At 63.1% G+C, this 25,426-nt stretch carries 20 protein-coding genes and 1 pseudogene; 7 read left to right on the top strand and 14 right to left on the bottom strand.

Going from position 1 to position 25,426, the window contains the following annotated elements; translation table 11 throughout:
* From ACTHL0_RS17165 to ACTHL0_RS17175, 3 genes are all read left to right on the top strand, one after another.
* A partial coding sequence (locus tag ACTHL0_RS17165; protein ID WP_440568015.1) for an efflux RND transporter periplasmic adaptor subunit occupies window positions 1-413 on the top strand: 413 nt, incomplete at its 5' end.
* Window positions 410-3,610: an efflux RND transporter permease subunit gene (locus tag ACTHL0_RS17170; RefSeq protein ID WP_440568016.1), complete on the top strand. Its 3,201-nt coding sequence runs from the start codon at window positions 410-412 to the stop codon at window positions 3,608-3,610. The genes ACTHL0_RS17165 and ACTHL0_RS17170, both read left to right, overlap by 4 nt.
* A gap of 2 nt (window positions 3,611-3,612) precedes the next feature.
* Window positions 3,613-5,088: an efflux transporter outer membrane subunit gene (locus ACTHL0_RS17175; protein WP_440568017.1), complete on the top strand. Its 1,476-nt coding sequence runs from the start codon at window positions 3,613-3,615 to the stop codon at window positions 5,086-5,088.
* A 183-nt stretch (window positions 5,089-5,271) separates the two neighbouring features.
* Here ACTHL0_RS17175 and ACTHL0_RS17180 read toward each other — a convergent pair whose 3' ends face one another.
* The 4 genes from ACTHL0_RS17180 to ACTHL0_RS17195 all read right to left on the bottom strand — a co-directional run bounded on the left by ACTHL0_RS17180 (window position 5,272) and on the right by ACTHL0_RS17195 (window position 9,378).
* The gene (locus ACTHL0_RS17180) at window positions 5,272-6,090 is read right to left on the bottom strand and encodes an ABC transporter permease subunit (protein ID WP_440568051.1); all 819 of its coding nucleotides are present in this window, start codon (window positions 6,088-6,090) and stop codon (window positions 5,272-5,274) included.
* Complete coding sequence (locus ACTHL0_RS17185) at window positions 6,090-7,016, bottom strand: ABC transporter permease subunit (protein WP_440568018.1); 927 nt, start codon at window positions 7,014-7,016, stop codon at window positions 6,090-6,092. Before ACTHL0_RS17185 ends, ACTHL0_RS17180 begins: the two co-directional genes overlap by 1 nt.
* Window positions 7,013-8,176 carry an ABC transporter ATP-binding protein gene (locus ACTHL0_RS17190; RefSeq protein ID WP_440568019.1) on the bottom strand — a complete coding sequence of 388 codons (1,164 nt, stop codon included), beginning with the start codon at window positions 8,174-8,176 and terminating at the stop codon, window positions 7,013-7,015. The genes ACTHL0_RS17185 and ACTHL0_RS17190 overlap by 4 nt, the downstream gene beginning before the upstream one ends.
* Window positions 8,177-8,280: 104 nt before the next feature.
* Window positions 8,281-9,378, bottom strand: coding sequence for a polyamine ABC transporter substrate-binding protein (locus ACTHL0_RS17195; protein WP_440568020.1), 1,098 nt, complete (start codon window positions 9,376-9,378; stop codon window positions 8,281-8,283).
* Between the two features lie 420 nt (window positions 9,379-9,798).
* On the opposite strand from ACTHL0_RS17195, the gene ACTHL0_RS17200 reads away from it, so the two are divergent.
* Window positions 9,799-10,002 (top strand): DUF1289 domain-containing protein, encoded by a 204-nt coding sequence (locus ACTHL0_RS17200; RefSeq protein ID WP_440568021.1) that lies wholly within the window; start codon window positions 9,799-9,801, stop codon window positions 10,000-10,002.
* 67 nt (window positions 10,003-10,069) lie between these two features.
* Here ACTHL0_RS17200 and ACTHL0_RS17205 read toward each other — a convergent pair whose 3' ends face one another.
* The 3 genes from ACTHL0_RS17205 to ACTHL0_RS17215 form a co-directional block, all read right to left on the bottom strand.
* A complete protein-coding gene (locus ACTHL0_RS17205; RefSeq protein ID WP_440568022.1) occupies window positions 10,070-11,506 on the bottom strand; it encodes an aldehyde dehydrogenase family protein in 1,437 nt (478 codons plus the stop codon).
* A 157-nt stretch (window positions 11,507-11,663) separates the two neighbouring features.
* A complete protein-coding gene (locus tag ACTHL0_RS17210; RefSeq protein WP_440568023.1) occupies window positions 11,664-13,256 on the bottom strand; it encodes an ABC-F family ATPase in 1,593 nt (530 codons plus the stop codon).
* Between the two features lie 147 nt (window positions 13,257-13,403).
* Window positions 13,404-15,731, bottom strand: coding sequence for an AsmA family protein (locus ACTHL0_RS17215; RefSeq protein WP_440568024.1), 2,328 nt, complete (start codon window positions 15,729-15,731; stop codon window positions 13,404-13,406).
* A gap of 244 nt (window positions 15,732-15,975) precedes the next feature.
* Here ACTHL0_RS17215 and ACTHL0_RS17220 point away from each other — a divergent pair, with 244 nt between their 5' ends.
* Together ACTHL0_RS17220 and ACTHL0_RS17225 are read left to right on the top strand one after the other, a co-directional pair.
* Window positions 15,976-16,668 (top strand): ABC transporter ATP-binding protein, encoded by a 693-nt coding sequence (locus ACTHL0_RS17220; protein ID WP_440568025.1) that lies wholly within the window; start codon window positions 15,976-15,978, stop codon window positions 16,666-16,668.
* Window positions 16,665-17,474, top strand: coding sequence for an ABC transporter permease (locus tag ACTHL0_RS17225; RefSeq protein WP_440568026.1), 810 nt, complete (start codon window positions 16,665-16,667; stop codon window positions 17,472-17,474). Before ACTHL0_RS17220 ends, ACTHL0_RS17225 begins: the two co-directional genes overlap by 4 nt.
* Window positions 17,475-17,539: 65 nt before the next feature.
* Here the strand turns inward: ACTHL0_RS17225 and ACTHL0_RS17230 are convergent, their stop codons facing one another.
* On the bottom strand, window positions 17,540-18,100 hold the full coding sequence (locus ACTHL0_RS17230; protein ID WP_440568027.1) for a DUF6013 family protein: 561 nt from the start codon (window positions 18,098-18,100) through the stop codon (window positions 17,540-17,542).
* A 346-nt stretch (window positions 18,101-18,446) separates the two neighbouring features.
* On the opposite strand from ACTHL0_RS17230, the gene serB reads away from it, so the two are divergent.
* Window positions 18,447-19,286 carry a phosphoserine phosphatase SerB gene (serB, locus tag ACTHL0_RS17235; protein WP_440568028.1) on the top strand — a complete coding sequence of 280 codons (840 nt, stop codon included), beginning with the start codon at window positions 18,447-18,449 and terminating at the stop codon, window positions 19,284-19,286.
* Window positions 19,287-19,290: 4 nt separating this feature from the next.
* On the opposite strand, the gene ACTHL0_RS17240 is transcribed toward serB, so the two are convergent.
* The 6 genes and pseudogenes from ACTHL0_RS17240 to ACTHL0_RS17265 form a co-directional block, all read right to left on the bottom strand.
* Window positions 19,291-20,478, bottom strand: a complete 1,188-nt coding sequence (locus ACTHL0_RS17240; RefSeq protein ID WP_440568029.1) for a cystathionine beta-lyase — start codon at window positions 20,476-20,478, stop codon at window positions 19,291-19,293.
* A gap of 5 nt (window positions 20,479-20,483) precedes the next feature.
* Window positions 20,484-20,828, bottom strand: a pseudogene (locus tag ACTHL0_RS17245) (hypothetical protein); the annotation flags it as partial.
* A 283-nt stretch (window positions 20,829-21,111) separates the two neighbouring features.
* Window positions 21,112-22,518, bottom strand: coding sequence for a 30S ribosomal protein S12 methylthiotransferase RimO (gene rimO / locus ACTHL0_RS17250; protein WP_440568030.1), 1,407 nt, complete (start codon window positions 22,516-22,518; stop codon window positions 21,112-21,114).
* Window positions 22,519-22,688: 170 nt separating this feature from the next.
* Complete coding sequence (gene phaR, locus ACTHL0_RS17255; RefSeq protein ID WP_440568031.1) at window positions 22,689-23,258, bottom strand: polyhydroxyalkanoate synthesis repressor PhaR; 570 nt, start codon at window positions 23,256-23,258, stop codon at window positions 22,689-22,691.
* A 148-nt stretch (window positions 23,259-23,406) separates the two neighbouring features.
* Window positions 23,407-24,147, bottom strand: coding sequence for a 3-ketoacyl-ACP reductase (locus ACTHL0_RS17260; RefSeq protein WP_440568032.1), 741 nt, complete (start codon window positions 24,145-24,147; stop codon window positions 23,407-23,409).
* Window positions 24,148-24,239: 92 nt separating this feature from the next.
* Window positions 24,240-25,421: an acetyl-CoA C-acetyltransferase gene (locus tag ACTHL0_RS17265; protein ID WP_440568034.1), complete on the bottom strand. Its 1,182-nt coding sequence runs from the start codon at window positions 25,419-25,421 to the stop codon at window positions 24,240-24,242.
* Window positions 25,422-25,426 lie beyond the last annotated feature (5 nt).

Below are 25,426 nucleotides of genomic sequence, written 5' to 3' on the forward strand. Positions count from 1 at the left end.
AGTCATTCATCGCGCGCGTACGCGAGATCTCGCCGGCCGCCGATCCGCAGAGCCGCACCTACCGCGTCAAGCTGACGTTGGTCGCGCCGGACCCTCAGGTACGGCTCGGCATGACGGCGCAAATCACCTTCGACTCGACGCAGGCTAACGCGGCAGGCCCGCACCCGTTCACCCTGCCCGTGACGTCGCTGTTTCACGACGGCAATACGCCGGCCGTATGGGTCGTACGCACGGGGACCGACACACTCGAATTGCGGCGCGTCACCGTCGGGCGCTATGACGAGCGCACGTTTTCCGTGACGCAAGGCCTGCAGGACGGCGACCGGGTTGTCTACCAGGGCGTGCACACCGTCAGCGCCGGCGAGCACGTGCGCGTCGTGCGTCCTTTGCATCCCGAGGACTTCGCATCATGAGCGGCAACGATCGCCGCGACGCGGCCGCCCTGCCCGGCGCCGCTCATTCATCGCCCATCGCAGCGGACACACTCGCCACAGCCAGCGTGCACGAAGAGGGACGCTTTAATTTGTCGGCGTGGTCGCTGCGGCACCAGGCACTCGTCGTTTTCCTGATCGTGCTGGCGACGTTCGCCGGCATTTTTGCGTATGCGCACCTCGCGCAATCGGAAGATCCGCCCTTCACGTTCCGCGTCATGGTGGTCCGCACGCTGTGGCCCGGCGCGTCCGCTCGCCAAGTGCAAGAGCAAGTGACCGATCGAATCGAGCGCAAGCTGCAGGAGATGCCCTATATCGATTTCCAACGCAGCTATTCGCGGCCCGGAGAATCGATGATCTTCTTTTCGATGAAGGATTCGGCGCCGGTCAAGGAGGTGCCGCAAACGTGGTATCAAGTGCGCAAGAAAGTGGGCGATATCGCGCAGACGCTCCCGGCGGGCACCGTCGGCCCGTTCTTCAACGACGAGTTCGGCGACGTCTATACCAACATCTACACGCTCGAGGGAGACGGTTTTTCGCCGGCTCAACTGCATGACTATGCGGACGAACTGCGCACCGTGCTGCTGCGTGTGCCCGGCGTGGCCAAAGTCGACTATTTCGGCGATCCCGATCAGCACGTTTTCGTCGAGATCTCGAATGCACAGCTCACCCGGCTGAACATCTCGCCGCAGCAGTTGGCGCAAGCGATCGCCTCGCAAAACGCGGTTGCTTCGCCCGGCACGGTCACGACCTCCGACGATCGCGTATTCGTCCGCCCGAGCGGCCAGTTCACCGACCTTCGCGCCTTGGCCGATACGTTGATTCCGATCGGCCATCGTAGCGTGCGGCTCGGCGATATCGCCACGATCAAACGTGGCTACGACGATCCGCTTGTCACCGAAATGCGCAACCACGGCCATGCCGTGCTTGGAATTGGCGTGACGATGCAGCCGGGCGGCGACGTGATTCGCCTCGGCAAGGCGCTCGATGCCACGGCGGGGCAATTGCGTGCGCATCTACCCGCTGGCCTCGCGCTCGAGCAAGTATCGAGCATGCCGGGTGCGGTCTCGCATTCCGTCGACGATTTCCTCGAGGCCGTCGGCGAAGCCGTCGCGATCGTGCTCGTCGTGAGTCTGGTGTCGCTCGGTTTGCGTACCGGGATGGTCGTCGTGATCTCGATCCCGATCGTGCTTGCGGTCACCGCACTGGTCATGTATCTGTTCGACATCGGGTTGCACAAGGTGTCGCTCGGCACGCTCGTGCTCGCATTGGGGTTGCTCGTCGACGATGCCATCATCGCCGTCGAAATGATGGCCGTGAAGCTCGAACAAGGATGGAAGCGGACGCGCGCGGCCGCCTTCGCCTATACAAGTACCGCCTTTCCGATGCTCACCGGCACGCTCGTTACCGTCTCGGGCTTCCTGCCGATCGCACTCGCCAAATCGAGCACGGGCGAGTACACGCGCTCGATCTTCGAAGTGTCGGCCATTGCCTTGATCGCATCGTGGTTCGCCGCCGTCGTGCTGATCCCGCTGCTCGGCTACCATCTGCTGCCCGAGCGCAAACGCGCGCACGGCGAAGCGCACGATTACGAGCATGACATCTACGACACGCGCTTTTATCGCCGGCTCTCGGGCTGGATCACCTGGTGCGTCGAGCGCCGCTTCGTCGTGCTCGGCATCACGGTCGTCCTGTTTATCGCCGCCCTCGCCGCATTCTCGCTCGTGCCGCAGCAATTCTTCCCGAGCTCAGATCGCCCCGAGTTGCTGGTCGACATGCGGCTGCCCGAAGGCGCCTCGTTCGATGCCACGCTCAGGCAAGCCAAGCGGCTCGAGGAAACGCTCAACGGCCGTCCGGAAATCGATCATTTCGTCGACTACGTCGGCACCGGTGCGCCGCGCTTTTACCTGCCGCTCGATCAGCAGCTCCAACAGCCGAATTTCGCACAGTTCGTCGTGACGGCGAAATCGGTCGAGGAACGCGACAAGCTCGCGCGCTGGCTCGACACGCGCCTCGAAAACGACTTTTCGGGCGTTCGCACACGGCTGTCGCGGCTCGAGAACGGCCCGCCCGTCGGCTTTCCCGTGCAGTTTCGCGTGAGCGGAGACGACATCGGCACCGTGCGCGCGATCTCCGAAAAAGTCGCTGCAACGATGCGGGCCGACGGTAGGACGCGCGGCGTGCAGTTCGACTGGGACGAGCCGGCCGAACGCTCGATGACGTTCGAGGTCGACCAAAACAAAGCTCGCCGACTGGGCGTGACATCGGAAGACGTATCGAATTTTCTGGCGATGACGCTCTCGGGCTACACCGTCACGCAGTACCGCGAGCGCGATAAGCTCATCAGCGTCGATCTGCGCGCGCCCAAGCACGAGCGGGTCGATCCGGCGCGCTTGCTCGGCCTGGCGATGCCGACGGCGAACGGTCCCGTGCCGCTCGCCTCGCTCGGACATATGCGCAACACGCTCGAATACGGCGTGATCTGGGAACGCGATCGCCAGCCGACGATCACGGTGCAAGCCGACGTGCGCGGCAATGCGCAAGGGATCGATGTCACGCACGATCTCGATGGTGCATTGGCGCCCGTGCGGGCGTCGTTGCCGCTTGGCTATCGCATCGAAGTGGGCGGCTCGGTGGAAGAAAGCGCGAAGGGTCAAGCGTCGATCAATGCCCAGATGCCGCTGATGATCATCGCCGTCCTCACGCTGCTGATGATCCAACTGCAAAGCTTCGCGCGCGTGCTGCTCGTGGTGTTGACCGCGCCGCTCGGGCTGATTGGCGTCGTCGTGACGCTGCTCGCCTTCGGCAAGCCGTTCGGCTTCGTGGCCATGCTCGGGGTGATCGCCATGTTCGGCATCATCATGCGCAACTCGGTGATCCTCGTCGACCAGATCGAACAGGACATCGCGGCCGGGCATCGCCGGTTCGACGCGATCGTCGGCGCGACCGTACGCCGCTTCCGGCCCATTACGTTGACGGCCGCGGCGGCCGTCCTCGCGCTGATTCCGCTGCTGCGCTCGAACTTCTTCGGGCCGATGGCCACCGCGCTGATGGGCGGGATCACGAGCGCGACCGTGCTCACGCTCTTCTATTTGCCCGCGCTCTATGCCACCTCGTTCAGAGTGCGGCTCGATGAACGCGATCCGCCGCCGGACGCCAACGCGCACACGGGGAACTGATCTTGAACGTCTCGCACATCGCCCATGCACGCCGTGGGCTGGCTCTCCCGCGATCGCTCCCGCTTTCGCTTGCCGCGGCGCTCACGCTGGCCGCCTGCTCGCTGGGGCCGAACGGCGAACCACCCGCCATGCCGTCGCCAGCTCATTACGGACAAACGGCGCTTCCCGAGCAGACGGCCAGGGCCGCCGGCGTCGCTCAGCACTTCGACGTAGGCGCACAGCCAGTGCCCGACTGGTGGCGGCTGTATCGCTCCGCGCAGCTCGATGCGCTCGTCGAGGAAGGGCTCAAGAACAGCCCCACACTCGCAGCAACCGAGAAAACACTCGCCGGCGCACGCGAGCAACTGCGGGCGCAGATCGGCTCGTCATTGCTGCCGACCGTCGATGCTGGCGGCCAGGCCACGCGCAACCGGGCGCTCGGCATCCCCGAGGCCGGACCGCAGACGGTGCTCTACAACGTTTTCGTCGGGCAACTCGAAGCGCACTACACGTTCGACTTGTTCGGTGCCGTGCGCTATGCGAACGCCGCGCTCCATGCACGTGTCGATGTGCAAGCATTCGAGCTCGATGCCGCACGGCGAACGTTGGCCGCCAATATCGTGACGACGGCGATCAACGCGGCGGCACTGAGCGATGAAGTCGATGCCACCGAGCGGCTTGTCAGCTTGGCGCGACAAACTGCACAGCAGGATGCCCGCCGCTACGCGCTCGGCGCCGTGCCCCATTCGCAAGCGCTGGCGTCGCAGCAGAACGCGGCCGATCTCGAAGCGAGCTTGCCGACGCTGCTGGCGCAACGCCAAGCGGCCCGTCATGCGCTGGCGGTACTCATGGGGCGAACGCCCGACGCGGTCCCGGACATCCCGACACTCGCCAGCCTTACGTTGCCCGAGCACGTACCGGTAGTCGTTCCGTCCATGCTGCTGAAGACACGCCCCGATATCGCCGCGGCCGATGCGGCGCTCAAAGCGGCGGCCGCCGAGGTTGGCGTAGCGACGGCGCAACTCTTCCCGAGCGTGTCGTTGACGGCATCGATGGGCCAGGCCGGCTTCAGTTGGCCGACGGCCCTGTCGGGCGCGGGCGCGATATGGAGTCTCGGCGGATCGCTGACGCAGCCGCTGTTCCACGGCGGCGCCTTGCTCGCACAGCGGCGCGCTGCGATCGACTTTTACCAAGCAGCCACCGACCAATACAAGGCAGCGGTCCTATCGGCGTTCCAGAACGTAGCCGATACGCTCGCCGCGCTCGAGTACGACGCTCAAGCGGCGCGCGCAGCGGATACTTCTGCCTCGGCCGCTCGTCAGGCATTCGACGAAACGGCCGCACGCGGCAAGCTCGGCGCAGTGGCGGACTTGGCCGTGCGCGCCAGCGAGCAGCAGTACTGGAACGCGCAGTTGAATGCCATCCGGGCGGCTGGACGGCGGCTCGGCGATACGGCGCTGCTCTATCAGGCGATGGGGACGCCGCCGCGAACCGAGTGACGGACTGACGACGGGATAACTGCCTGGCGGAGGCTTTTCGCTCCGCCAGGCTCGCCAGCGCGCAACGATGACTTGCCTTCGCAGTTCGCATCCGACGCTCGCCAGCCGATGGCGAGATCGAGCGACGCGGCCGCGGCCGCGCCCTCGCCGCCGCGGTCGCCGTCGCCGTCGTGTCCGGATACGTTAAACGACGCCCGCCAACCTGCGCTTTTCCGCTCGCAGCATGAAGTAGTTAATGCCGATCACGCCAACCGTGACGACGGCGATGAATAGCGTCGCAAGCGCGTTCATCTCCGGGTTCAGCCCGAGCCTCACCCGCGAAAACACGACCAGCGGCAGCGTGGTCGAACCGGGCCCCGACAAGAACGCCGACAGCACGAGATCGTCGATCGACAGTGTGAACGAGAGCAGCCAGCCGGCCATGAGCGCTTGCGAGATCAAAGGCAGCGTAATCGCGAAGAACACCTTGAACGGTGTCGCCCCGAGATCGAGCGCAGCCTCCTCCAGCGAAGGGTTGAGCTCGCGCACGCGCGATTGAACGATGATGGCGACATACGACATGCAAAGCATCACATGGCCGATCCAGATCGTCGCAAAGCCACGCTGCTGCGGCCATCCGATCCACTTGCCCATCTCGATGAACAGCAACAGCAGCGAGATCCCTTGGATCACTTCGGGAATCACGAGCGGCGCGTTGATCATCCCGCTAAATAGCGTGGCGCCGCGAAACCGCCCCATTCGTGCGAGGACGAAGCCCGCCCACGTACCAATGAAGACGGAGGCGAACGCCGTCAACAAGGCGATGCGCAGCGAGAGCCAGAACGCGGTGATGAGCTCGTCGTCCTGAGCCACCGCCGCATACCAGCGCGTGGAAAAATGCGTCCACACAGTGACGAGCTGCGACTCGTTGAACGAATAGACGATGAGGCTCAGGATCGGAATATAGAGAAACGCGAAACCGACGCCGAGCGCCGTGATCTGCAATGTCCGGTTCGGTTTGATCATCGCCGCGCTTCCAGTTGTTTTGCCTGAAAGTGCTGGAACATCGCCATCGGCACGAGCAACAGCAGGACCATCGCACAAGTGACCGCGGACGCCATCGGCCAGTCGGCGTTGTTGAAGAACTCGTTCCACATGACGCGCCCGATCATCAGCGTGTTCGCGCCGCCGAGCAATTCGGGGATCACGTACTCGCCCACGGCCGGGATGAACACGAGCAGGCAACCTGCGATGATCCCGTTCTTCGAGAGCGGCAAGGTGATCTGCACGAATGCCTTCCACGGCTTGGCGCCGAGATCGTAAGCGGCCTCGAGCAGCGTCAGATCCATCTTCACCAGGTGCGCGTACAGCGGCATGACGAGAAACGGCAGATACGAATACACCATGCCGATGTAGACGGCCGCATTGGTGCGATAAAGCTCGATCGGCGTGTGGATCAGCCCGATCGTCATCAGGAAGTTATTGAGCAGCCCGTTGTTCTTGAGGATGCCGATCCATGCGTAGACGCGAATCAGAAACGACGTCCAGAACGGCAACATCACGGCCATCATCAAGATGTTGCGCGAGTTCGGATTCGAGCGCGCGATGTAGTACGCCATCGGATAGCCGAGCAGCAGGCACAGCAGCGTCGTGACGGCTGCCACCAGCACCGAGTTGACGTAGGTGGCGAAATACAGGCTGTCCGTGAACAAAAACACGTAGTGCGCAACGTTCAACGAAATCTGGACCACCCCCTCCTTGACGGCGACGAGCTCCGTGTACGGGGGAATGCCAAGCTGCAGTTCCGCAAAGCTGATCTTGACGACCAGCAGGAACGGAACGAAGAAGAACATCAGCAGCCAGATGAAAGGCCCGGCGACGACGGCAGTGCCGCCCGTCAGCCGCAGGCGTCTGGCTGGCCACGTGGCGAGGGAGAGCAGCGCGTTCATGCGGTCAGCACCACCCCGGCCGATGCGCTCCAGCGCACGTAGATTTCGTCGCCCCATGTGGGCGATTCGATTTCCGTCAGCGCGAGGCTCGAGACATTCGCCACCACCGTCTTTCCCGAATCGAGTTTCACGTGGTAAAGCGAGTAGCCGCCCATGTAGGCGATATTGGCGACGGTGCCGCGCCCCCAGTTATAGGCGCCTTCGGGCGGTTTGCGCGTGAGTGCGATGCGCTCGGGACGAACCGAAATCGTCACGGGCATACCGAGCGGCCCTGTAATGCCGTGATTGACGTAAAGGCGGCACGGCAACTCGCTGGTCTCGACGAAGACGTGGTCGGGCTCATCTTCCACGACGTGCCCATCGAACAGATTCGTCGAGCCGATGAACTCGGCGGAAAAGCGCGTGTTCGGATATTCGTACACTTCATGCGGTGTGCCGAGCTGGACGATTTCGCCCTCGCTCATGACGGCGAGGCGATCGGCCATCGTCATCGCCTCCTCTTGATCGTGCGTCACCATGATGCACGTGACGCCGACGCGATCGAGAATGTTGACGAGTTCGATCTGCGTGCGCTGCCGGATCTGCTTATCGAGGGCCGACATGGGCTCGTCCAGCAGCAGCAGTTTGGGCCGCTTCACCAGCGAGCGCGCCAGCGCGACGCGTTGCTGCTGCCCGCCCGAAAGCTGATGCGGCTTGCGTTTCGCGAACCGCCCCATCTGCACGAGATCGAGGGCGGCTTGCACGCGCTCCTTGAGCTCGGCCTTTTGCACACCTTCCTGCTTGAGCCCGAACGCGACGTTCGCTTCCACACTCATGTGCGGAAACAGCGCGTACGACTGAAACATCATGTTGACCGGGCGCCGGTAAGGCGGCATCAGGGCGAGGTCTTCCCCATCGATCAGAATCTTGCCCGCGCTGACCGATTCGAGCCCGGCCAACATTCTGAGCAAGGTCGACTTGCCGCAGCCGGAACTGCCGAGCAGCGCGAACAACTCGCCTTTCGCCACCGACAAACTGACGTTCTTGACCGCGACCGTTTCCCCGAACTTCTTGACGACGTCGACGATCTGCACAAAGTTGTCGGCCGATGCATTGCCGGCCGACGTGGAACCTGCGGGGCGCGCGCCGGCGGACGGCTGCGAGCTCGACTGATCGCTCATGATTTGCTGCTTGACTCCAATCGTTTGACGTACAAAGCCCCCGGCGATGGCTCCGGGGGCTCGTGACTGCTTGTTGCTTGTGGCGGCAGAATGATCGGCCCGTATTATCGGCCCGTTTTGAACTCGGTCCACAGACGCGTTTGCAGGCGCTGAATCTCAGGCGGGAGCGGCTTGAGCAGGAACAGCGTCTTGACGACATCGGCCGGCGGGTAGACGGCCGGATCGTTGGCGATTTGCGGGTTCACGTACTTCTTCGCCTCGGCGTTGGCCGTGGGATAGTAGACGGCATCGGTGATTGCGGCGTTGACTTGCGGCGTCTCGATGTAGTTGATCCATTGCAGCGCCGCGTCCTTATGCGAGGCATCCTTCGGTATCGCCATCACGTCGAACCACACGGGCGCACCGCCCTTCGGAATGTAGTACTCGACCTTGTACGGCTTCTTCGCTTCGAGCGTGCGATGCTTGGCGATCACGACATCGCCCGACCAGCCGTACGCGAAACAGATATCGCCGCCCACCATATCGTTGATGTAGCCCGACGAGTTGAACTGGGTGATGTACGGGCGGATCTTCTTCATCATCGCGAGCGCGGCCTGATAATCGGCCGGATTCGTACTCATCGGATCCTTGCCGATGTAGTGCAAAGCGGCTGCGAAGAACTGATCGGGCGCATCGAGCACCGATACGCCGCATGCCTTCAGCTTCGAGATGTTCTCCGGTTTGAACAGAATGTCCCAGTTATCGAGGGGGACATTCTTGCCGAGGATCTGCTGGGCCTTCGTGACGTTATCGCCGAGGCCCGTCGTGCCCCCCGCCCAGGGCACCACGAACTTGTTGCCCGGATCGGCACCGGCGACGAGCGCCATCAATTGCGGGTCGAGATACTTCAGGTTCGGGATCTTCGATTTATCGAGCGGCGCGAAGATGCCGGCGGCGATTTGCTTGCCCGCGTAGTTGCTCGTGGGCACGACGATGTCGTAGCCCGAATTGCCTGTCAGCAGCTTGGCCTGGAGCGTGTCGTCGCTATCGTAGTTGTCGTAGCGGACGTGGATGCTCGTCTGCTTTTCGAAGTTCGGAATGGTGTCCTTGGCGATGTAGTCGGACCAGTTGTAGACATTCAGTTGCGTATCCTTGGCCGACGCCGCCCACGGCGCCGCGCACAAAACCAGTGCAGCCAGACCGCCTATCACCTTTTTCTTCATTCCGTTCTCCGATGCGGGCCGGTTTGCCCGGCCTCGACCCCGCCCATGCCGCGACATCCCGCACGCGGCGCCTCTGAAAAACCCGAAAGCTACCATCAAATATTGGCGCGCGGCACAAAAATGCGAACCGCTCGGACCGGTTGTCGCGCAAACAGCACAATCGTGCGTGCGGCCTTCCATCTCGAACTCGCCGGCCGCTGCGCCCCATGCCGAATCGGGCGCAATTTTATCGGGTTATAGGCCCTTGTCCACTCGAAAAAAAGCGCGTTAGCCTTTCGGATAGCCTTCAGCATCAAGGCGCAGGCCGAGTTGGCCGGCCCCGCTCGGCATAAGGAGTTTGGCCAACCCAAGCCGGCGTCGGCTACCATACGGGCACTCCGCGCATTCATTCATGCATTTCTGCATTCGAGACCGTTTTCGATGGCTTCCAACCTCCACGCGCTGCCCGACAGCCCCTGTATCGGCGTCTGCTCGACGCTTTTCGACGAAATCTGCAAAGGCTGCGGCCGTACGGCCACTGAAGTCTCGAATTGGGTCTTCATGAGCGACACCGAAAAACGCGTCGTCTGGGAGCGCATCGAGCGCGAAGGCACGGCCATGCGGTTTCAGAACGACAAGCTTTGAGACGCAGCCGATCATGAAAAACGCCGGTCAGCGCCGGCGTTAGAGCAAGTATCGGCCTGCAAGGGTATCAATCCGGCTTAGCCGCCTTCAACTGCATCGATTTGTACTCGAGATATTCCTCGAGGCCGTACACACCGTTTTCGCGCCCATAGCCCGACTGCTTGAAGCCGCCGAACGGCGCATGCATGTTCCAAGCCCCGCCGTTGATGTCGACTTGCCCGGTACGGAGCCGTCGCGCGACCGCAATGGCACGCTCGTCGCTACCCGCCCATACCGCACCGCCCAATCCATACAGCGAATCGTTCGCGATCCGGATCGCTTCTTCCTCATCCTCGTACGTGATGATCGACAGCACCGGCCCGAAGATCTCCTCTTGAGCGATCGTTGCTTTCGGGTGCACGCGGCCGAACACGGTCGGCCGCACGAAGAAGCCTTCGGACAATCCTTCCGGCAGTTGCGCGCCACCTGTCACGAGTTCGGCACCCTCGGCGATGCCGCGCTCGATGTATTCGCGTACCCGGCTGAGCTGGACCGCTGAGGCGAGCGGCCCGAGGCGCGCGTCCTCGCTGCGAGGATCGCCCACCGTGAACGCTTCGGCGGCAGCTTTTGCGAGCGCCCGCACTTCTTCATAGCGTGCCTTGGGTACGAGCAGACGGGTGTGCGCCGAGCAGGTTTGGCCCGAGTTCAAGTAGCACGCGGCAACGGAACTCTTCACGGCCGTCGGGAAATCCGCATCGTCGAGCACGACCGAAGCGGATTTGCCGCCGAGTTCGAGCGCCACGCGCTTGACGCTGGCCGCCGCCAGTTCGGCCACCCGCTTGCCGGCACGCGTCGAGCCCGTGAACGACACCATGTCGACGAACGGATGGCTGGCGATGATCTCGCCCACGACAGGCCCGTAACCACTGACAAGATTGAATACGCCAGCAGGCAAGCCCGCTTCGTGGATTGCCTCGGCCAACATGAAGGCATTGAGCGGTGCGACTTCCGAAGGCTTGAGCACGACGGTGCAGCCCGCCGCAAGCGCAGGCGCCACCTTCAGCGTGATTTGATTGAGCGGATAGTTCCAGGGCGTGATCGCCGCCACGACCCCGACGGGTTCTCGCACCACGAGCGAATTGCCGACGCGCGTTTCGAATTCGAACTCGCGCGCGAGCTTGGCGTAGGCATTCCAGTTGTAGACGGGACTTCCGACTTGAATGGCGCGCGAGAGCTTGAGCGGCATGCCGACTTCACCGCTGATGGCGGCGGCGAGTTCCTCGGTGCGCGCCTTGAGGTTCGCGGCAATCTTTTGAAGATAGCCGGCGCGGGTGGCGGCAGGCGTGGCGGCCCAGCTATCGAAGGCGAGTTTCGCGGCCTCGACGGCGGCTTCGGCGTCGGCGGCCTGCCCCTCGGGGATCCTGCCCATGACCGCTTCCGTACCGGAATCGATGACGTCGATGGTGCCCGTGCCCGAAGGCTTAAGCCATTTTCCGCCGATGTAAAGATGTTCGTAGATCTTCATGTCCGAGTGTTCACCTTGTGGGATTCGACTCGGACATTCTACTCAGCAGCCCCGCATTCGGGGCGAGTGCGGAGATATTCGGACCCGCGCGGCCGACGCAATGATGGTCGGCCGGCGCTTGGAACGGCAAACGCCAAACGCTCAGACGTGGCGAATGTTACTGCACGCCTTGGCTGGCCAGGAATTCCTCGTAATTGCCGCCGAAGTCATACAGCGTGCCATCCGTGCGCACTTCGATAATACGATTGGCCAGGCCGCTGACGAACTCGCGGTCGTGCGACACGAAAATAAGCGTGCCCTCGTATTTATCGAGCGCGATCTGCAGCGATTCGATCGACTCCATGTCCATATGGTTCGTCGGTTCGTCCATCAGCAGGACGTTGTGACGACCCAGCATCAACTTGCCCCAGATCATCCGGCCCTTTTCGCCGCCCGAGAGCACCTTGACGGACTTCTTGATGTCGTCCGCGTTGAACAGCAGCCGGCCCAGCGTGCCACGCACCATTTGATCGTCGTCACCTTCCTTGCGGTAATCGTCGATCCAGTCTGTCAGCGTCACGTCGTTCGGAAACTCTTCGTACGTATCCTGCGGCATATAACCGACGTTCGCGTTCTCGGCCCACTTAATGGAGCCGCCGTCGAGCGCCAGGTTTCCATGCAGCGCACGCAGGAGCGTGGTCTTACCGGCGCCGTTCTCGCCGATGATGGCAATGCGCTCGCCCGGCTGCACGCTCAGATCGAAGTTCTGGAAAATCGTGCGCTCATAGCGCTTCGTGATGCGCTCGGCCACCACGGCGATGTTGTGCAGCTTCTTTTCGAACTCGAAGCGGATAAACGGATTCTGCCGCGACGACGGCTTGAATTCCTCGATCTTGATCTTGTCGATCTGCTTGAGACGGCTCGTGGCCTGACGGGCCTTCGATTTGTTCGCCGAGAAGCGGCGCACGAAGTCCTGCAGATCGGAGATGCGCTCCTTCGCCTTCGCATTGGCCGCGGCCTGGCGCTCGCGCGCCTGCGTCGACGCGAGCATGTAGTCGTCGTAGTTGCCCGGGTAGACCTTCAGCGTGCCGTAATCCATGTCCGCCATGTGCGTGCAGACCTGGTTCAGAAAGTGCCGATCGTGGGAGATGATGATCATCGTCGAGTTGTACTCGTTGAGGATATTCTCCAGCCAGCGGATCGAGTTGATGTCGAGGTTGTTCGTCGGCTCGTCGAGCAGCAGCACGTCGGGATTCGAGAACAGCGCCTGTGCCAGCAGCACGCGCAGCTTCCAGCCCGGCGCGACGTTGCTCATCGGCCCGTTGTGGTCCTCGATGGCGATGCCGATACCGAGCAGCAGCTCGCCCGCACGTGCCTCGGCCGTATAGCCGCCGTATTCCGCGAACTTCGCCTCGAGCTCGGCGGCGTGCATGTAGTCGTCGTCGGTGGCCTCGGCGTTCGCGTAGATCGCATCGCGCTCGGTCATCGCGCCCCACATCTCGGTGTGGCCCATCATGACGACGTCGAGCACGCGCATGTCTTCATACGCGAACTGATCCTGGCGCAGCTTACCGAGGCGGACGTTCGGCTCGAGCATGACGGTGCCCGAACTCTGTTCGAGATCGCCGCCGAGAATCTTCATGAACGTCGACTTGCCGCAGCCGTTCGCGCCGATGAGACCGTAGCGGTTGCCCTCGCCGAACTTGACCGAGATATTCTCGAACAAGGGCTTCGGCCCGAATTGCATGGTGATATTGGCGGTAGACAGCACGGCGCGTCCCTTCGAATGGTGATCAGCGAAAAACCCGTCATTTTAGCAAGCTTTCGCGAATCCCACCCGCGCGCGGCCGTTGGTCCGCTCGGAGGACGCCATCCGGCGCGTGGACGCGGACATCCAAGGCTGTCACATCCAAGGCTGTCAATGCGCCGCGTGCGCCCCCGGCGGCGGCGCTTGCGGCGCCGTGCGCATCTGAGCAATCAGCGTGCTGCAAGGGGTCACCTTCTCGTGGCTCGGCGCAATCAGCGGAATCAGGGCGGCAAACGGATTGAGCAGCCCGAGGCCGATGGCTGCCCCGGCGCGCAACGCGATCGCCGTCTTGCTGACGCCGACATCCGGTTGCTTGAACGTACCCTTCACGTACAACGGGGAGCGCAGCGTGAATACGCGGAATCCCTTCGTATGCGGATGAATTTTCAAGTCCATCGACTCGTCACGCAGGTTGATTTTCCCGTCCATGCCGATGAGCGCATCCGTCGTATCGAGCGCGAACGTCCGAGTATCGAGCACGCCGTCTGTCGCGGCGAAATCGGCCGCCATGCAATTGATGTCGATATCGCGCGTGCCGAACAGTTTTTCGTAGACCAGGTTCGCGACGTTCAGTCCGGCCGCTTCCATCAGGAACAAACTCACCTTGCCTTGCGTGATGAGCACCTTCGCTTCGCCGTTCAGCGTGCCCGCCAGCGCAGCCGGGGAATTGCCCACCGCCGACAACTGCGCATCGCCGTTCATCTCGCCCAATGCCGATTGCATAATCTTTTTCGTCGGGAACAATTGCTTGAGCCTCAGATGGCGCGCCTCGAGCTTCATGCGAGCTTGCAGCGGAGCTTTTGCACCGTCGAGATAGAAGTCGGACGACAAGGTCCCGCCCGCGACGCCGAAATTCAACGGCTTGAACGTCAGGACACCGTCCTTCAGGATGACGTGCGTGTCGAGATCCGTGATCGGCAGCGCCGGATCCTTGATGATGCGCCGGCCTTTGAACGTCACGTCGGCATCCATGCTCTTCCAGCGGTCGGTGTGAAACGGTTCGACAGGCAAGGCGCGCGCGGTCGGTTGCTTGACCGCCTCGCCGCGTTTGGCCTTCTTCGCGTTCGAATCGGCACCGACGACCGGCGCAAGATCCGAAAACCGCAGCACATTCGATACCACGTGGCCCGTAAGCGATGGCCGCGGCTGCCGCGATCGGTACGTGAGCGTCCCTTCCAGGTCGCTGCCGCCGACACGGCCCGTAAAGCCGCTGTAGGTGAACACGCTCGCCCCGGTTTGCAGATGTCCCACGAGGTGCCCATCGGTCGCATACGGTGGTGTTTGCGGCAAATTCACGCCAAGGATCGAGTACAGGTGCGACAGATCCTGCCCTTGCAGCCAAAGCCGTAAATCGAGCGCAGAGAGATGCATCGGATCGGTCAGCGTACCGACGAGCGCGAGGCGCGTATCGCCTACTTTCACGTCCGCTTGCATCGGGAATGGGCGATCGGCGTCGCGCAATGCAAGCACACTGCCGAGCTTGCCCGTACCCGACACGGCCGTCTTGCGATAATGGCCCTTCGCTTGCCAGGCGAGCGAGTAGACGAGCGCAGCATGTGCGTTCGCGTTCGCGTTCGTGTTGGTGTTTGCGCTGGATGCGCCGGAGGCGGATGAGGCCGGCGCTGCAGCCGATGCGCCCGCGGGCGCCTGAGCCTGCGACGCCGCTACGCCGGAGGAAGCGGAGGACGATGACGACGCCGGGGGGCTCGATGCCGCGATCTGCGCAGAAGCCTCCTGTGGCCCCGAAGCCGTCTGCTTCTGCACGGTGAGCTGCCGCGCGCCGTGCTCACCGATCACATGTGCCGCCGCTCCACGCGAGGCGGTTTCCTGCTGCTTCATGACCTCGCCAATGGGCAACGGTTGGCCTAGCGTATCCACATCGACATGCAAATCGACTTGCTCGAGTTCGTCCGAGGCATCGATATGCGCTTGTTTGAAGCCCAGATCGGTCAGACGCAGCGTCCAGCGCGACGCGCCCGTTTTCGGCAAATTGAAAATCCAGTTCGCACGGCCATCTTTGAGCCGTTCAAGATCGATCGACGGATTGACGAGATCGATTGACGGGACGGAGATGATGCGATCCAACAAGGGCAGCACTTCCACATCGAAGCTGATGGCGTCCAGCTTGGCGAACGTGGCCGACGTGGCCCAGGACGGGTTGCCGACTGTCACGTTGTAGGCGGAGAACCGTGGCCATGGCACCCACGCGCGCCAGCCGTGCTCACCCTTAGGATGCTGCCAGCCGACACGCAAATCGCCATTGATCGCGAACGGCCGCCCGATCGCTTGGGACACCTTGTCATCCACCCAGGGGCGGGCCCGGTTCCAATTGAAGGTCGCAACGAAGATGGCGAGCACGGCACAAAGCACGAGCACGACGACGAGGATCCAGGCAAGAACTTTGCCGGTGGTACGAGCAACGTTGGCGGGATGCGGCATACGAGTTCGTCTCGTTCGTTCATTGGGCAACACGGTGCGGCACCACGGCGGGCGGCGAGTGTCGTCCTCCTGAATCGATCGTCAGCAATCGCCGTGCCATACGCTTCGCGGTGATCGCCTATCATGTCGAATCCCGCAAAGCTCAGACGGACCCGGGCTTTGCCGTGTGAGTGGCCCTGCCGTGCGCCATTGCCGTGCCGCTTCCCTTCTTGCTTGCGTTCTTCATGGACGATCGATCAGCCCGATGACCGCCCCTTTTCTGCTCGAAGCCCAGGCGCTGGTGAGGCGCGACGGACGCACGGCGGCAACGCTGCTCGCCGCGACCGATTTTTCACTTGCGACGGGTGAGCGAGTCGTGATTACCGGCCCCTCCGGCTCCGGCAAGAGCGTGTTGTTGCGTGCGCTCGCGCTGCTCGATCCGGCCGACGGCGGCCACCTGCTGTGGCATGGCCGCGCCGTCGATCGCCGCGCCATTCCGCTTTATCGGCGCAGCGTCGCCTACGTACGGCAGCGTCCCGCGCTCGTCGAAGGCAGCGTCGAAGACAACCTGCGCTACCCCTATTCGCTGCACGTCTACCGCGATACACGCTTCGACCGCGAACGTGCCGCGCGGCTCGTTCGGGCGGCCGGTAAAAGCGAAGACTTCCTGGCTAAGCGGGCAAGCGACCTATCGGGCGGCGAAGCGCAAGTTGCCGCGTTGATTCGCGTGCTGCAACTGACGCCCGAAGTGCTGCTGCTCGACGAGCCGACCGCTTCGCTCGACCCTGAATCCGTGCGCGCGATCGAAGCGCTTGTCGCCGAGTGGTTCGAATCCGATTGCTCGTCGCGAGCATCGATCTGGGTCTCGCACGATCCCGCGCAGGCCGAGCGCGTCGGCAGCCGCCGGCTCACCATGCGCGCCGGCACACTTGCCGCTCAACAGGAGATGATCGAGTGAATCCGGTCCTACATGATCTGAGCCTCGTCGATGTCGCCATCGCGGCGCTGCTTATCGTCGTCAACGGGGTGCTTTCGCTCGCCCTGTCGCTCGGCCTCGGGCGGCAGCTCGCAATAGCGGCCGTGCGTACCATCGTCCAGCTGCTGCTGGTCGGGTATGTGCTCGGTTGGGTATTTTCCGTCGACCGCTGGTACGTCGTCCTCGCGCTGATGGCCCTGATGACGATCATCGCGGGGTTCGCCGGTGCCGCACGCGGCGCGCATACCTATGCGGGCCAGCGTGTGGACAGTCTCGCGTCGATTTGGATCAGCGCATGGCTTATCGCGGCCGTCGGCCTGTTCGCCGTCATGCGCATCCACCCGTGGTACGAGCCGCAGTATGCCATTCCGATACTCGGCATGATTCTCGGGAACACACTGACGGGCGTCTCGCTGGCGATCGAGCGGATGACCGAAGAGCTGACCGCGCGGCGCGACCGTGTCGAGATGGCGCTCGCGCTTGGCGCGACGCGCTGGGAAGCCGCGCGCGGGCCGGCACGCCAGGCCGCCCGCGCGGGCATGATTCCGACGCTCAATCAGATGGCCGTCGTGGGTGTGGTGAGCCTGCCGGGGATGATGACCGGGCAGGTTCTCGCGGGCCAATCGCCGCTGCAAGCCGTGCGCTACCAGATCGTCATCATGTTTCTGATCGCCGCGGCATCGGCGCTTGGGACAGTCGGCGCTGTCCTGCTCACCTATCGGCGCCTGTTCAGCGCCGATCACACGTTCCTTTCCGCCCGCCTCGTCGAACGCGTAGGGCGGCACTGACCGGGCGGTACGCCCGGGCCCGGGGGGGCCGATGCGCGCCTCCGCGAAGGCGGGCGCGCACGCCATTAGCGCAGTGCCGACACGGTCACCTGCGTACCGTCGCTGAGATTGACTGTCTTCGTACTGCCGTTCGTCGGCATCGTGAAGCGCACAACCTGGCTCAGCGTGGCGACACTCGGGCACTGAAGGGTCTTGCCGTGCACTTTCACGTTTGCCATGCCGCGCGGTGCGGAGGCTTGCACGCTGAGCTGCACGTTGGCGGTTCCATCCTCGGCAACGGTCGGCGCGAGCCGGATTCGCATTTGCCGCTGCAGGGCCCCGTTCGCATCGAGCGACAGCGATGTGTCATTCGGGCATCGATCCGATACCTTTACCGCGCTGCCGGGCGGAGTGGTCTTCCATGTATAGTCATCCGTCTGTCCCGAGCGGATCGTACGCGTGTCTTGCGCGTTGCCGTACGTTTTTGAAGCGACCTTGACCGTGTACTTGATCGGCCCGTCGGCTGGCGTCTTCGATGTGACGGTAATGGGCGGCGCCGCGTGCGCCGGTATGGTCAAACCACCGGCCGGCAATGCGGCGATAGAAACCAAAACGGCTACAGGTCTCAGACGAACCCTCATGTTCACCTCCTGGCTAACCGGGCGCCACGCCTTGGGGCGCGCAGCGGAATGGTCGACGACGCGCTGCCAGTCTAATCCGAAGTGGCGCGAAAGACGTCATCCGCCGGTCGGGGGTTGCCCCGCTTGCGCGCCGCGCCGTTATGGGCTTGCTTGTCGACGTGCCGGGCGTCGCACGAGCGCGAACCGGCGCTCGTCATGCGGCAAGCTTCGTGCCGCGCAAGCGAACCGAGCGGGCTAACCGAGCTCAGTGCGCACGGGCGCACCGCGGCGACCGTCCTTCAACCGGCTACAATAGCCGGATTTTCCGCCCGCTAATGTCAGCGGTCAGCGGCACTCCTTGGCGCATCGATTCATGAATCTCGTCGTACAAAGCCCCGAGCCGTTAGCGGCCGCCCATCTGAAGCCCCTCGTCGCGCTTGCACGCGGCACGCAGGCGCATTCGATCGATCCCTGCGGGCTGCGCATCGCCGATGCCGATCCGGCACAGCGCCCGGACATCGAAGTCTACTGCTCGACCCATGCGCTCGATTACGCCTACGTTCCGGCGGGCCGCACGCTGCGCGAGTTCGGGCTGGTCGCGATGGACATGGATTCGACGTTGATCACGATCGAGTGCATCGACGAGATCGCCGATTTTTGCGGGCTGAAAGCCGAGGTGTCGGCGATTACCGAAGCGTCGATGCGAGGTGAGATCAAAGACTTCAACGAGAGCCTGATCGCGCGCGTCGCCCTGCTAAAGGGATTGGAGGCAGGCGTGCTCGAGCAAGTATTCGATGAACGGCTGCGGCTTTCGCCCGGTGCGGAGACGATGCTGGCCGGCGCCAAAGCGGCCGGCTTGCGCACGCTACTCGTGTCCGGGGGCTTCACGTTCTTTACGGAACGCCTGAAGGCGCGACTCGGGCTCGATTTCGCGTACGCCAACACGCTCGAAATCGTCGATGGGAAACTGACGGGCCAAGTGACAGGGGAAATCGTCAATGCGAACGTGAAGGCGCGCACCGTGCGCGAGATCTGCGCGAAGCTCGGCATCGAGACATCGCAAGCGATCGTCATGGGCGACGGCTCCAACGATCTTGAAATGATGGCCGAAGCCGGCCTCTCGGTTGCGTTTCGTGCCAAGCCGGTGGTTCGCGCAGCGGCCAACGTCGCGTTCAATCACGTTGGCCTCGACGGTCTGCTGTGCTTGTTTTAAGGCATCAACCGAGCGCGATCCCCATCGCGCGTTCGATATCGGCGCGCAGGTCAGCCTCTTCCTCGAGCCCGACGTAAAAGCGCACCAGCGTGCCACGGTGCGGCCAGTTCGATGTCGTGCGCATCGACGCCACATCGTAGGGCATCGCCAGACTATGCGCGCCGCCCCAGCTCCAACCAATGGCAAACAGTTCGAGCGCCTCGACGAAGGCATCGACTTGCTCGGCGCTGTAGCGTTCGTCGACGATGACGGAAAACAGCCCGCCCGCCCCCGAAAAATCCCGCATAAATTCGGCATGCCCCGGGCAATCGGGCAATGCGGGGTGCAGCACGGCGGAGATTTCCGGGCGAGCCTTGAGCCAGTGCGCAAGCAGGAGCGCGCTGCGATCGTGCGCCTCGAATCGTGCCTTCATGCTCGGCAAGCTGCGCAGCACGAGGGAGCAGTCGTCGACCGATACGCCGATCCCCATCCGCATGCGCGCAAGCTTCAGCGCGTGATGAAGATCGTCATCCGCCGTGATCGTTGCACCCATGAGTATGTCGCTGCCGCCCGATTGGTACTTCGTCAGCGCCTGCACCGAGATGTCGACCCCGTGCTCGAGCGGATGAAACGCGAGCCCCGCCGAATACGTATTGTCGATGGCCGTGACGACCTTGCGCGCCCGCGCGGCCGCGGCAATCGCCGGAACGTCGGGCACTTCCATCGTCACCGAGCCCGGTGCTTCGATCCAAATGAGCCGCGTATTCGGCCGAATCAGATCGGCGATACCGGCACCGATCATCGGGTCGTAGTAGCGGACCGACACGCCGAAATCATGTGCCAGCCAATTGCCGTGTTCCCGGTTCGGCGAATAAACATTATCGGGAATCAACACATCGTCGCCCGCTTTCACGAGACCGAAATACACGTTCGAAATCGCCGCCAGCCCGGACGGCTGCAATAGCGCGTGCTTGCCGCCTTCGATTTGCGCGAGCCGCTGCATGAGTGCCGCCGAGGTTGGCGTGGCATGCAGGCCGTAGCGCCACTGCGCATCGCTGCGCCAATCGGCGCCGCGCACGGCGGCCAGATCGGGAAACACCACCGTGGACGCACGCATCACGGGCGTCGCAAACGATTCGAAGCCGGGGGCAAGCTCGACGTCGGGATGGACGATGCGCGTCTGGCATGCGCGGGAGGATGCGAAATCGGTCATGGTCAAGGTGTCGGTAAGGGGCCCGCGAGCGGGTGGAGAACGAATGGCAGCGGGCTGGAATCATCGGGATTCATGCGTTCCCCGGCAAGCGAACCGTCGGCGGCGAAGCGTCCAACCCAATTGCCGGAGATCGTACTGCCGTCGTCCGAATCTTCGATCTCCAGTACGTCGCCTTCGCGATCGCCGGCCACGAGCACGACCTCGCCCGTATCGACGAACTGGTACTCGCCGTGGACGCCCGTCGGATCATCGGCTTCGGTTTTGTTGCCGAGACGCAGAACGATCCGGCGCGACCCCAGGGTGCCGGCATAGCGCGGGAAATTGGCGTACTCGGGATTGGGCGTGAGCGGCGCCGGCGCGCGTGGTACCGTCCGGGCAGCGGCGTCGGCCGATTGTTGTGCGATCGAGCCGGCCGCATCGGAGGCCTGTTGCGCGACCGAGCCTGCGGCATCGGACGCGCCCTGCCCGACCGCATCAGCGGCATCCGAGCGTTGTTGGGCTACCCGGCCGGCCGCGTCTCTGGCTTGCCGGGCGAGCGCTGCCGCTGGCAGCGTCGCTGGTTGAGCCCATGCACACTGAAACGACAGGACAGCCAGGACGGCCGTTAGCGCATATCGCCGCACGCGCACCGTCTCAGACCTCGCCCCACAGATCGTGCCCGTCGGCACCCGTGATCCTGACGGAGACGAAATCGCCGGCTTTATAGCGCTTCGATGCCTTGGCCGCGGGGGCGACATAGACGACACCGTCGATCTCCGGCGCATCGGAGGCTGTCCGGCCGATGCCGCCGTCGGCGTTGACTTCGTCGATCAGCACCTTGAGCGTCTTGCCCACCTTGCGCTTCAATCGACGCGAGGAGACCTCCTCCGCGACTTCCATGAAGCGCGCGCGGCGTTCTTCGCGTACCTCGTCGGGCAAGGCGCCCTCGAGTTCGTTTGCGCTCGCGCCTTCGACGGGCGAGTAGGCGAAACAGCCGACCCGATCGAGTTCCGCCGCACGGATGAATTCAAGCAGCGTTTCGAACTGCGCTTCCGTTTCGCCGGGGAAGCCCGCGATGAACGTACTGCGGATCGTGAGTTCGGGGCACATGCGGCGCCACGCGGCGACACGCTCGAGCGTGCGCTCGGCATTGGCCGGGCGCTTCATGCGCTTGAGCACTTCCGGATCGGCATGCTGGAACGGAATGTCCAGATAGGGCAGCACATGGCCCTTGAGCGGGCCCTCAGCCATCATCGGGATGATTTCGTCGACGTGCGGATACGGATAGACGTAGTGCAGGCGCACCCACGCACCGTACTGCGCGGCCAGTTCGCCGAGTGCGCCCACGAGTTCGGTCATGCGCGTCTTCAGCGGGCGCCCGTTCCAGAACCCCGTACGGAATTTGACGTCGACACCGTAAGCGCTCGTATCTTGCGAGATGACGAGCAGTTCCTTGACGCCGGATTTGAACAGATTTTCCGCTTCGAGCATGACCTCGGCGACGGGCCGCGAAACGAGATCGCCGCGCATCGACGGAATGATGCAAAAGGCACACCGATGGTTGCAGCCTTCGGAAATTTTCAGATAGGCGTAATGGCGTGGGGTCAGCTTGATGCCGGCGGGCGGTACCAGATCGACAAACGGATCGTGCGGCTTCGGCAGATGGTTGTGCACGGCCTGCATGACTTCGCCGACGGCGTGCGGCCCCGTGACGGCCAGCACCTTCGGGTGCACTTCTTCAATGAGGCCTTCGCCGCTTGCGCTCTTTTTCGCGCCGAGGCAGCCGGTGACGATCACCTTCCCGTTTTCGGTCAGCGCCTCGCCGATGGCATCGAGGCTTTCCTGCACGGCTTCGTCGATGAAACCGCAGGTATTGACGACGACCAGATCGGCGCCGTCATACGTCCCCGATATCTCGTAGCCCTCGGCACGCAGTTGCGTGATGATTTGCTCGGAATCGACGAGCGCCTTGGGGCAGCCGAGCGAGACGAAACCGACCTTGGGCGCAGCCGGCGTGGCAGCAGCAGAGGTGGGCGCGGACGAAGAGGGAGTGTGCGACATGAAGTGATCCGGCGAATGGCAGGTGACGGCAGGTGACTCCGGGCGACCCAATCGTGCGCGGCGAACGCGCCCCTTCCCGGACTAACCGCGCATTGTACCGCGACACAGCACCCAAGCGGGGACACGGAGCCCTCGCCCCCGCTCCCGCCCGGCCGGTACGACTGATCCCGTTACTTCTTTTCCGGCTCGGAACCACCGCCGGGCTTATTGAACGTGAACGAGTTGAACATCGACTTGGCCTGGTTCTGCATCTGCTCTTGCATCTGCACGAACATGTTCTTCGATTGCTCGATGTAGCTCGTCATCATCCCTTGCATCATCGGTGCTTGCATGTTCATGAACTGCGACCACACCTCGGGATTCAGCGCATTGCCCTCGTAGAGGTTCTTCGATTGTTCGGCGAGCTTGTTCTGGATATCGATGAACGCCTGGATGTTCTTCTCCAGGTAGATGCCCATCATGCCCTGCATCGCATGTCCATAGAAACGGATGATCTGCGAGAGCATCGACGAAGAAAACATCGGCACCCCGCCGCTTTCCTCTTCCAGAATGATTTGCAGCAAGATGCTGCGCGTCAGATCTTCGTTGGTCTTCGCGTCAATGACCTTGAAGTCCTCCTGGTCGAGCACGAGCTGCTTCACGTCGCTCAGCGTGATGTAGGTGCTCGTCTCCGTGTCGTAGAGCCGGCGGTTCGGGTACTTTTTGATAAACCGCTCGGCTGTTTTCTTTGTAGTCGACATGTAATGCCTTTTATAAACGCGACGCAGCGCAATGATGGCGCCCTCGAACCCGCCGCGTCTCCCGCAGCAGGCCGGACCCCCGAAACCCAATCACTTTAACGCGTTTTGCGCCGGCGGCAATCTCGAACCGCAGCCGGCGCAATACGCATCAGCCCATGTGCAAGCCGCCGTTCAACGAGAAGTCGGCGCCCGTGGAGAAGCCCGATTCGTCGGAAGCCAGCCACGCGACGATCGACGCGATCTCGTCGGGCGAACCCAGGCGGCGCACGGGAATCGTCGCGATGATCTTCTCGAGCACGTCGGAGCGGATCGACTTGACCATGTCCGTCCCGATGTAACCCGGGGACACCGTGTTCACAGTCACGCCTTTGGTCGCCACTTCCTGCGCGAGCGCCATCGTGAAACCGTGGATGCCGGCTTTGGCCGTCGAGTAGTTCGTTTGACCGAACTGCCCTTTCTGCCCGTTCACGGACGAAATATTGATGACGCGCCCGAAGCCGCGCTCCACCATCCCGTCGATCACTTGCTTCGTGACGTTGAACAGGCTCGTCAGGTTCGTGTCGATGACGGCCGTCCAATCTTCATGCGTCATCTTGCGGAACACGACGTCGCGCGTAATGCCCGCATTGTTGACGAGCACATCGACCTCGCCGACTTCGGACTTCACCTTGTCGAACGCGTTCTTGGTGGATTCCCAATCACCGACGTTGCCCTCGGACGCGATGAAATCGAAGCCGAGCGCCTTTTGCTGCTCGAGCCACGTCACACGCCGCGGCGAGTTCGGGCCGCAGCCGGCCACCACCTTGAAGCCTTGCCGATGCAGGCGTTGGCAGATCGCGGTACCGATACCGCCCATCCCGCCCGTTACATACGCAACACGCTGAGTCATGAATCACGCTCCGTTTCTGTTTTCCGGGGGCGCCTTTCCGCGCCCCTCGTCTTTGCCGCCGCGTACTGCTTCTCGACGACGACTCTTGCGCGTTAAACGCGCTCGACCGCCAATGCGACGCCCATCCCGCCGCCGATGCACAGCGAGGCCAGGCCGCGCTTGGCATCGCGTTTTTGCATCTCATGCAGCAGCGTCACGAGAATACGGCAGCCCGACGCGCCGATCGGATGGCCGATCGCGATCGCGCCGCCGTTCACGTTGATCTTCGACGTATCCCAGCCCATTTGCTTGTGGACGGCCAGCGCCTGCGCTGCGAACGCTTCGTTGATTTCCATCAGATCGAGATCGCCCACCGACCAGCCCGCGCGCTCGAGACAACGCCGCGATGCCGGCACGGGTCCCATCCCCATCACCTTCGGATCGACCCCCGCGTTCGCGTAGGCTTTGATCCGTGCAAGCGGCGTCAAGCCAAGCGCTTCGGCCTTCTTCGCCGACATGACAAGCACCGCCGCCGCGCCATCGTTCAGACCGGAGGCGTTCGCCGCCGTGACCGTGCCTTCCTTCGAGAAAGCCGGCTTCAAGCCCGCCAGCGATTCGGCTGTGACGCCATGGCGCACGAATTCATCGGTCGCGAAGCGGACGGGCTCGCCCTTGCGCTGGGGGATCTCGATAGGCACGATTTCGTCGTCGAAACGCCCTGCTTTTTGCGCAGCTTCGGCCTTGTTTTGCGAAAGCGCCGCGAATTTGTCCTGCTCGTCGCGCGTGATGCCGTACTCTTTCGCCACGTTTTCAGCCGTGACGCCCATGTGGTACTGGTTGTAGACGTCCCACAGGCCATCGACGATCATCGTGTCGACGAGCTTCGCATCGCCCATGCGGAAGCCGTCGCGCGAGCCCGGCAGCACGTGCGGGGCGGCGCTCATGTTCTCTTGCCCGCCGGCCACGACGATATCGGCATCGCCCGCAATCACCGCATTCGCGGCCAGCATGACGGCCTTCAGGCCCGAACCGCATACCTTGTTGATGGTCATGCCCGGGACAGCCGCGGGCAGGCCCGCTTTGATCAACGCCTGGCGCGCCGGGTTTTGGCCCGAGCCTGCCGCCAGCACCTGGCCAAGGATAACTTCGCTCACCTGCTCCGGTTTGATGCCCGCACGCTCCAGCACCGCGCGAACGACGGTCGCGCCCAATTCCGGCGCGGCAATCTTCGCGAGCGAGCCGCCGAACTTGCCGACAGCGGTGCGAGCCGCCGATACGATCACTACGTCAGTCATTTTGT

It is taken from the genome of Trinickia sp. (assembly GCF_051961175.1).
Lineage (GTDB): Bacteria > Pseudomonadota > Gammaproteobacteria > Burkholderiales > Burkholderiaceae > Trinickia.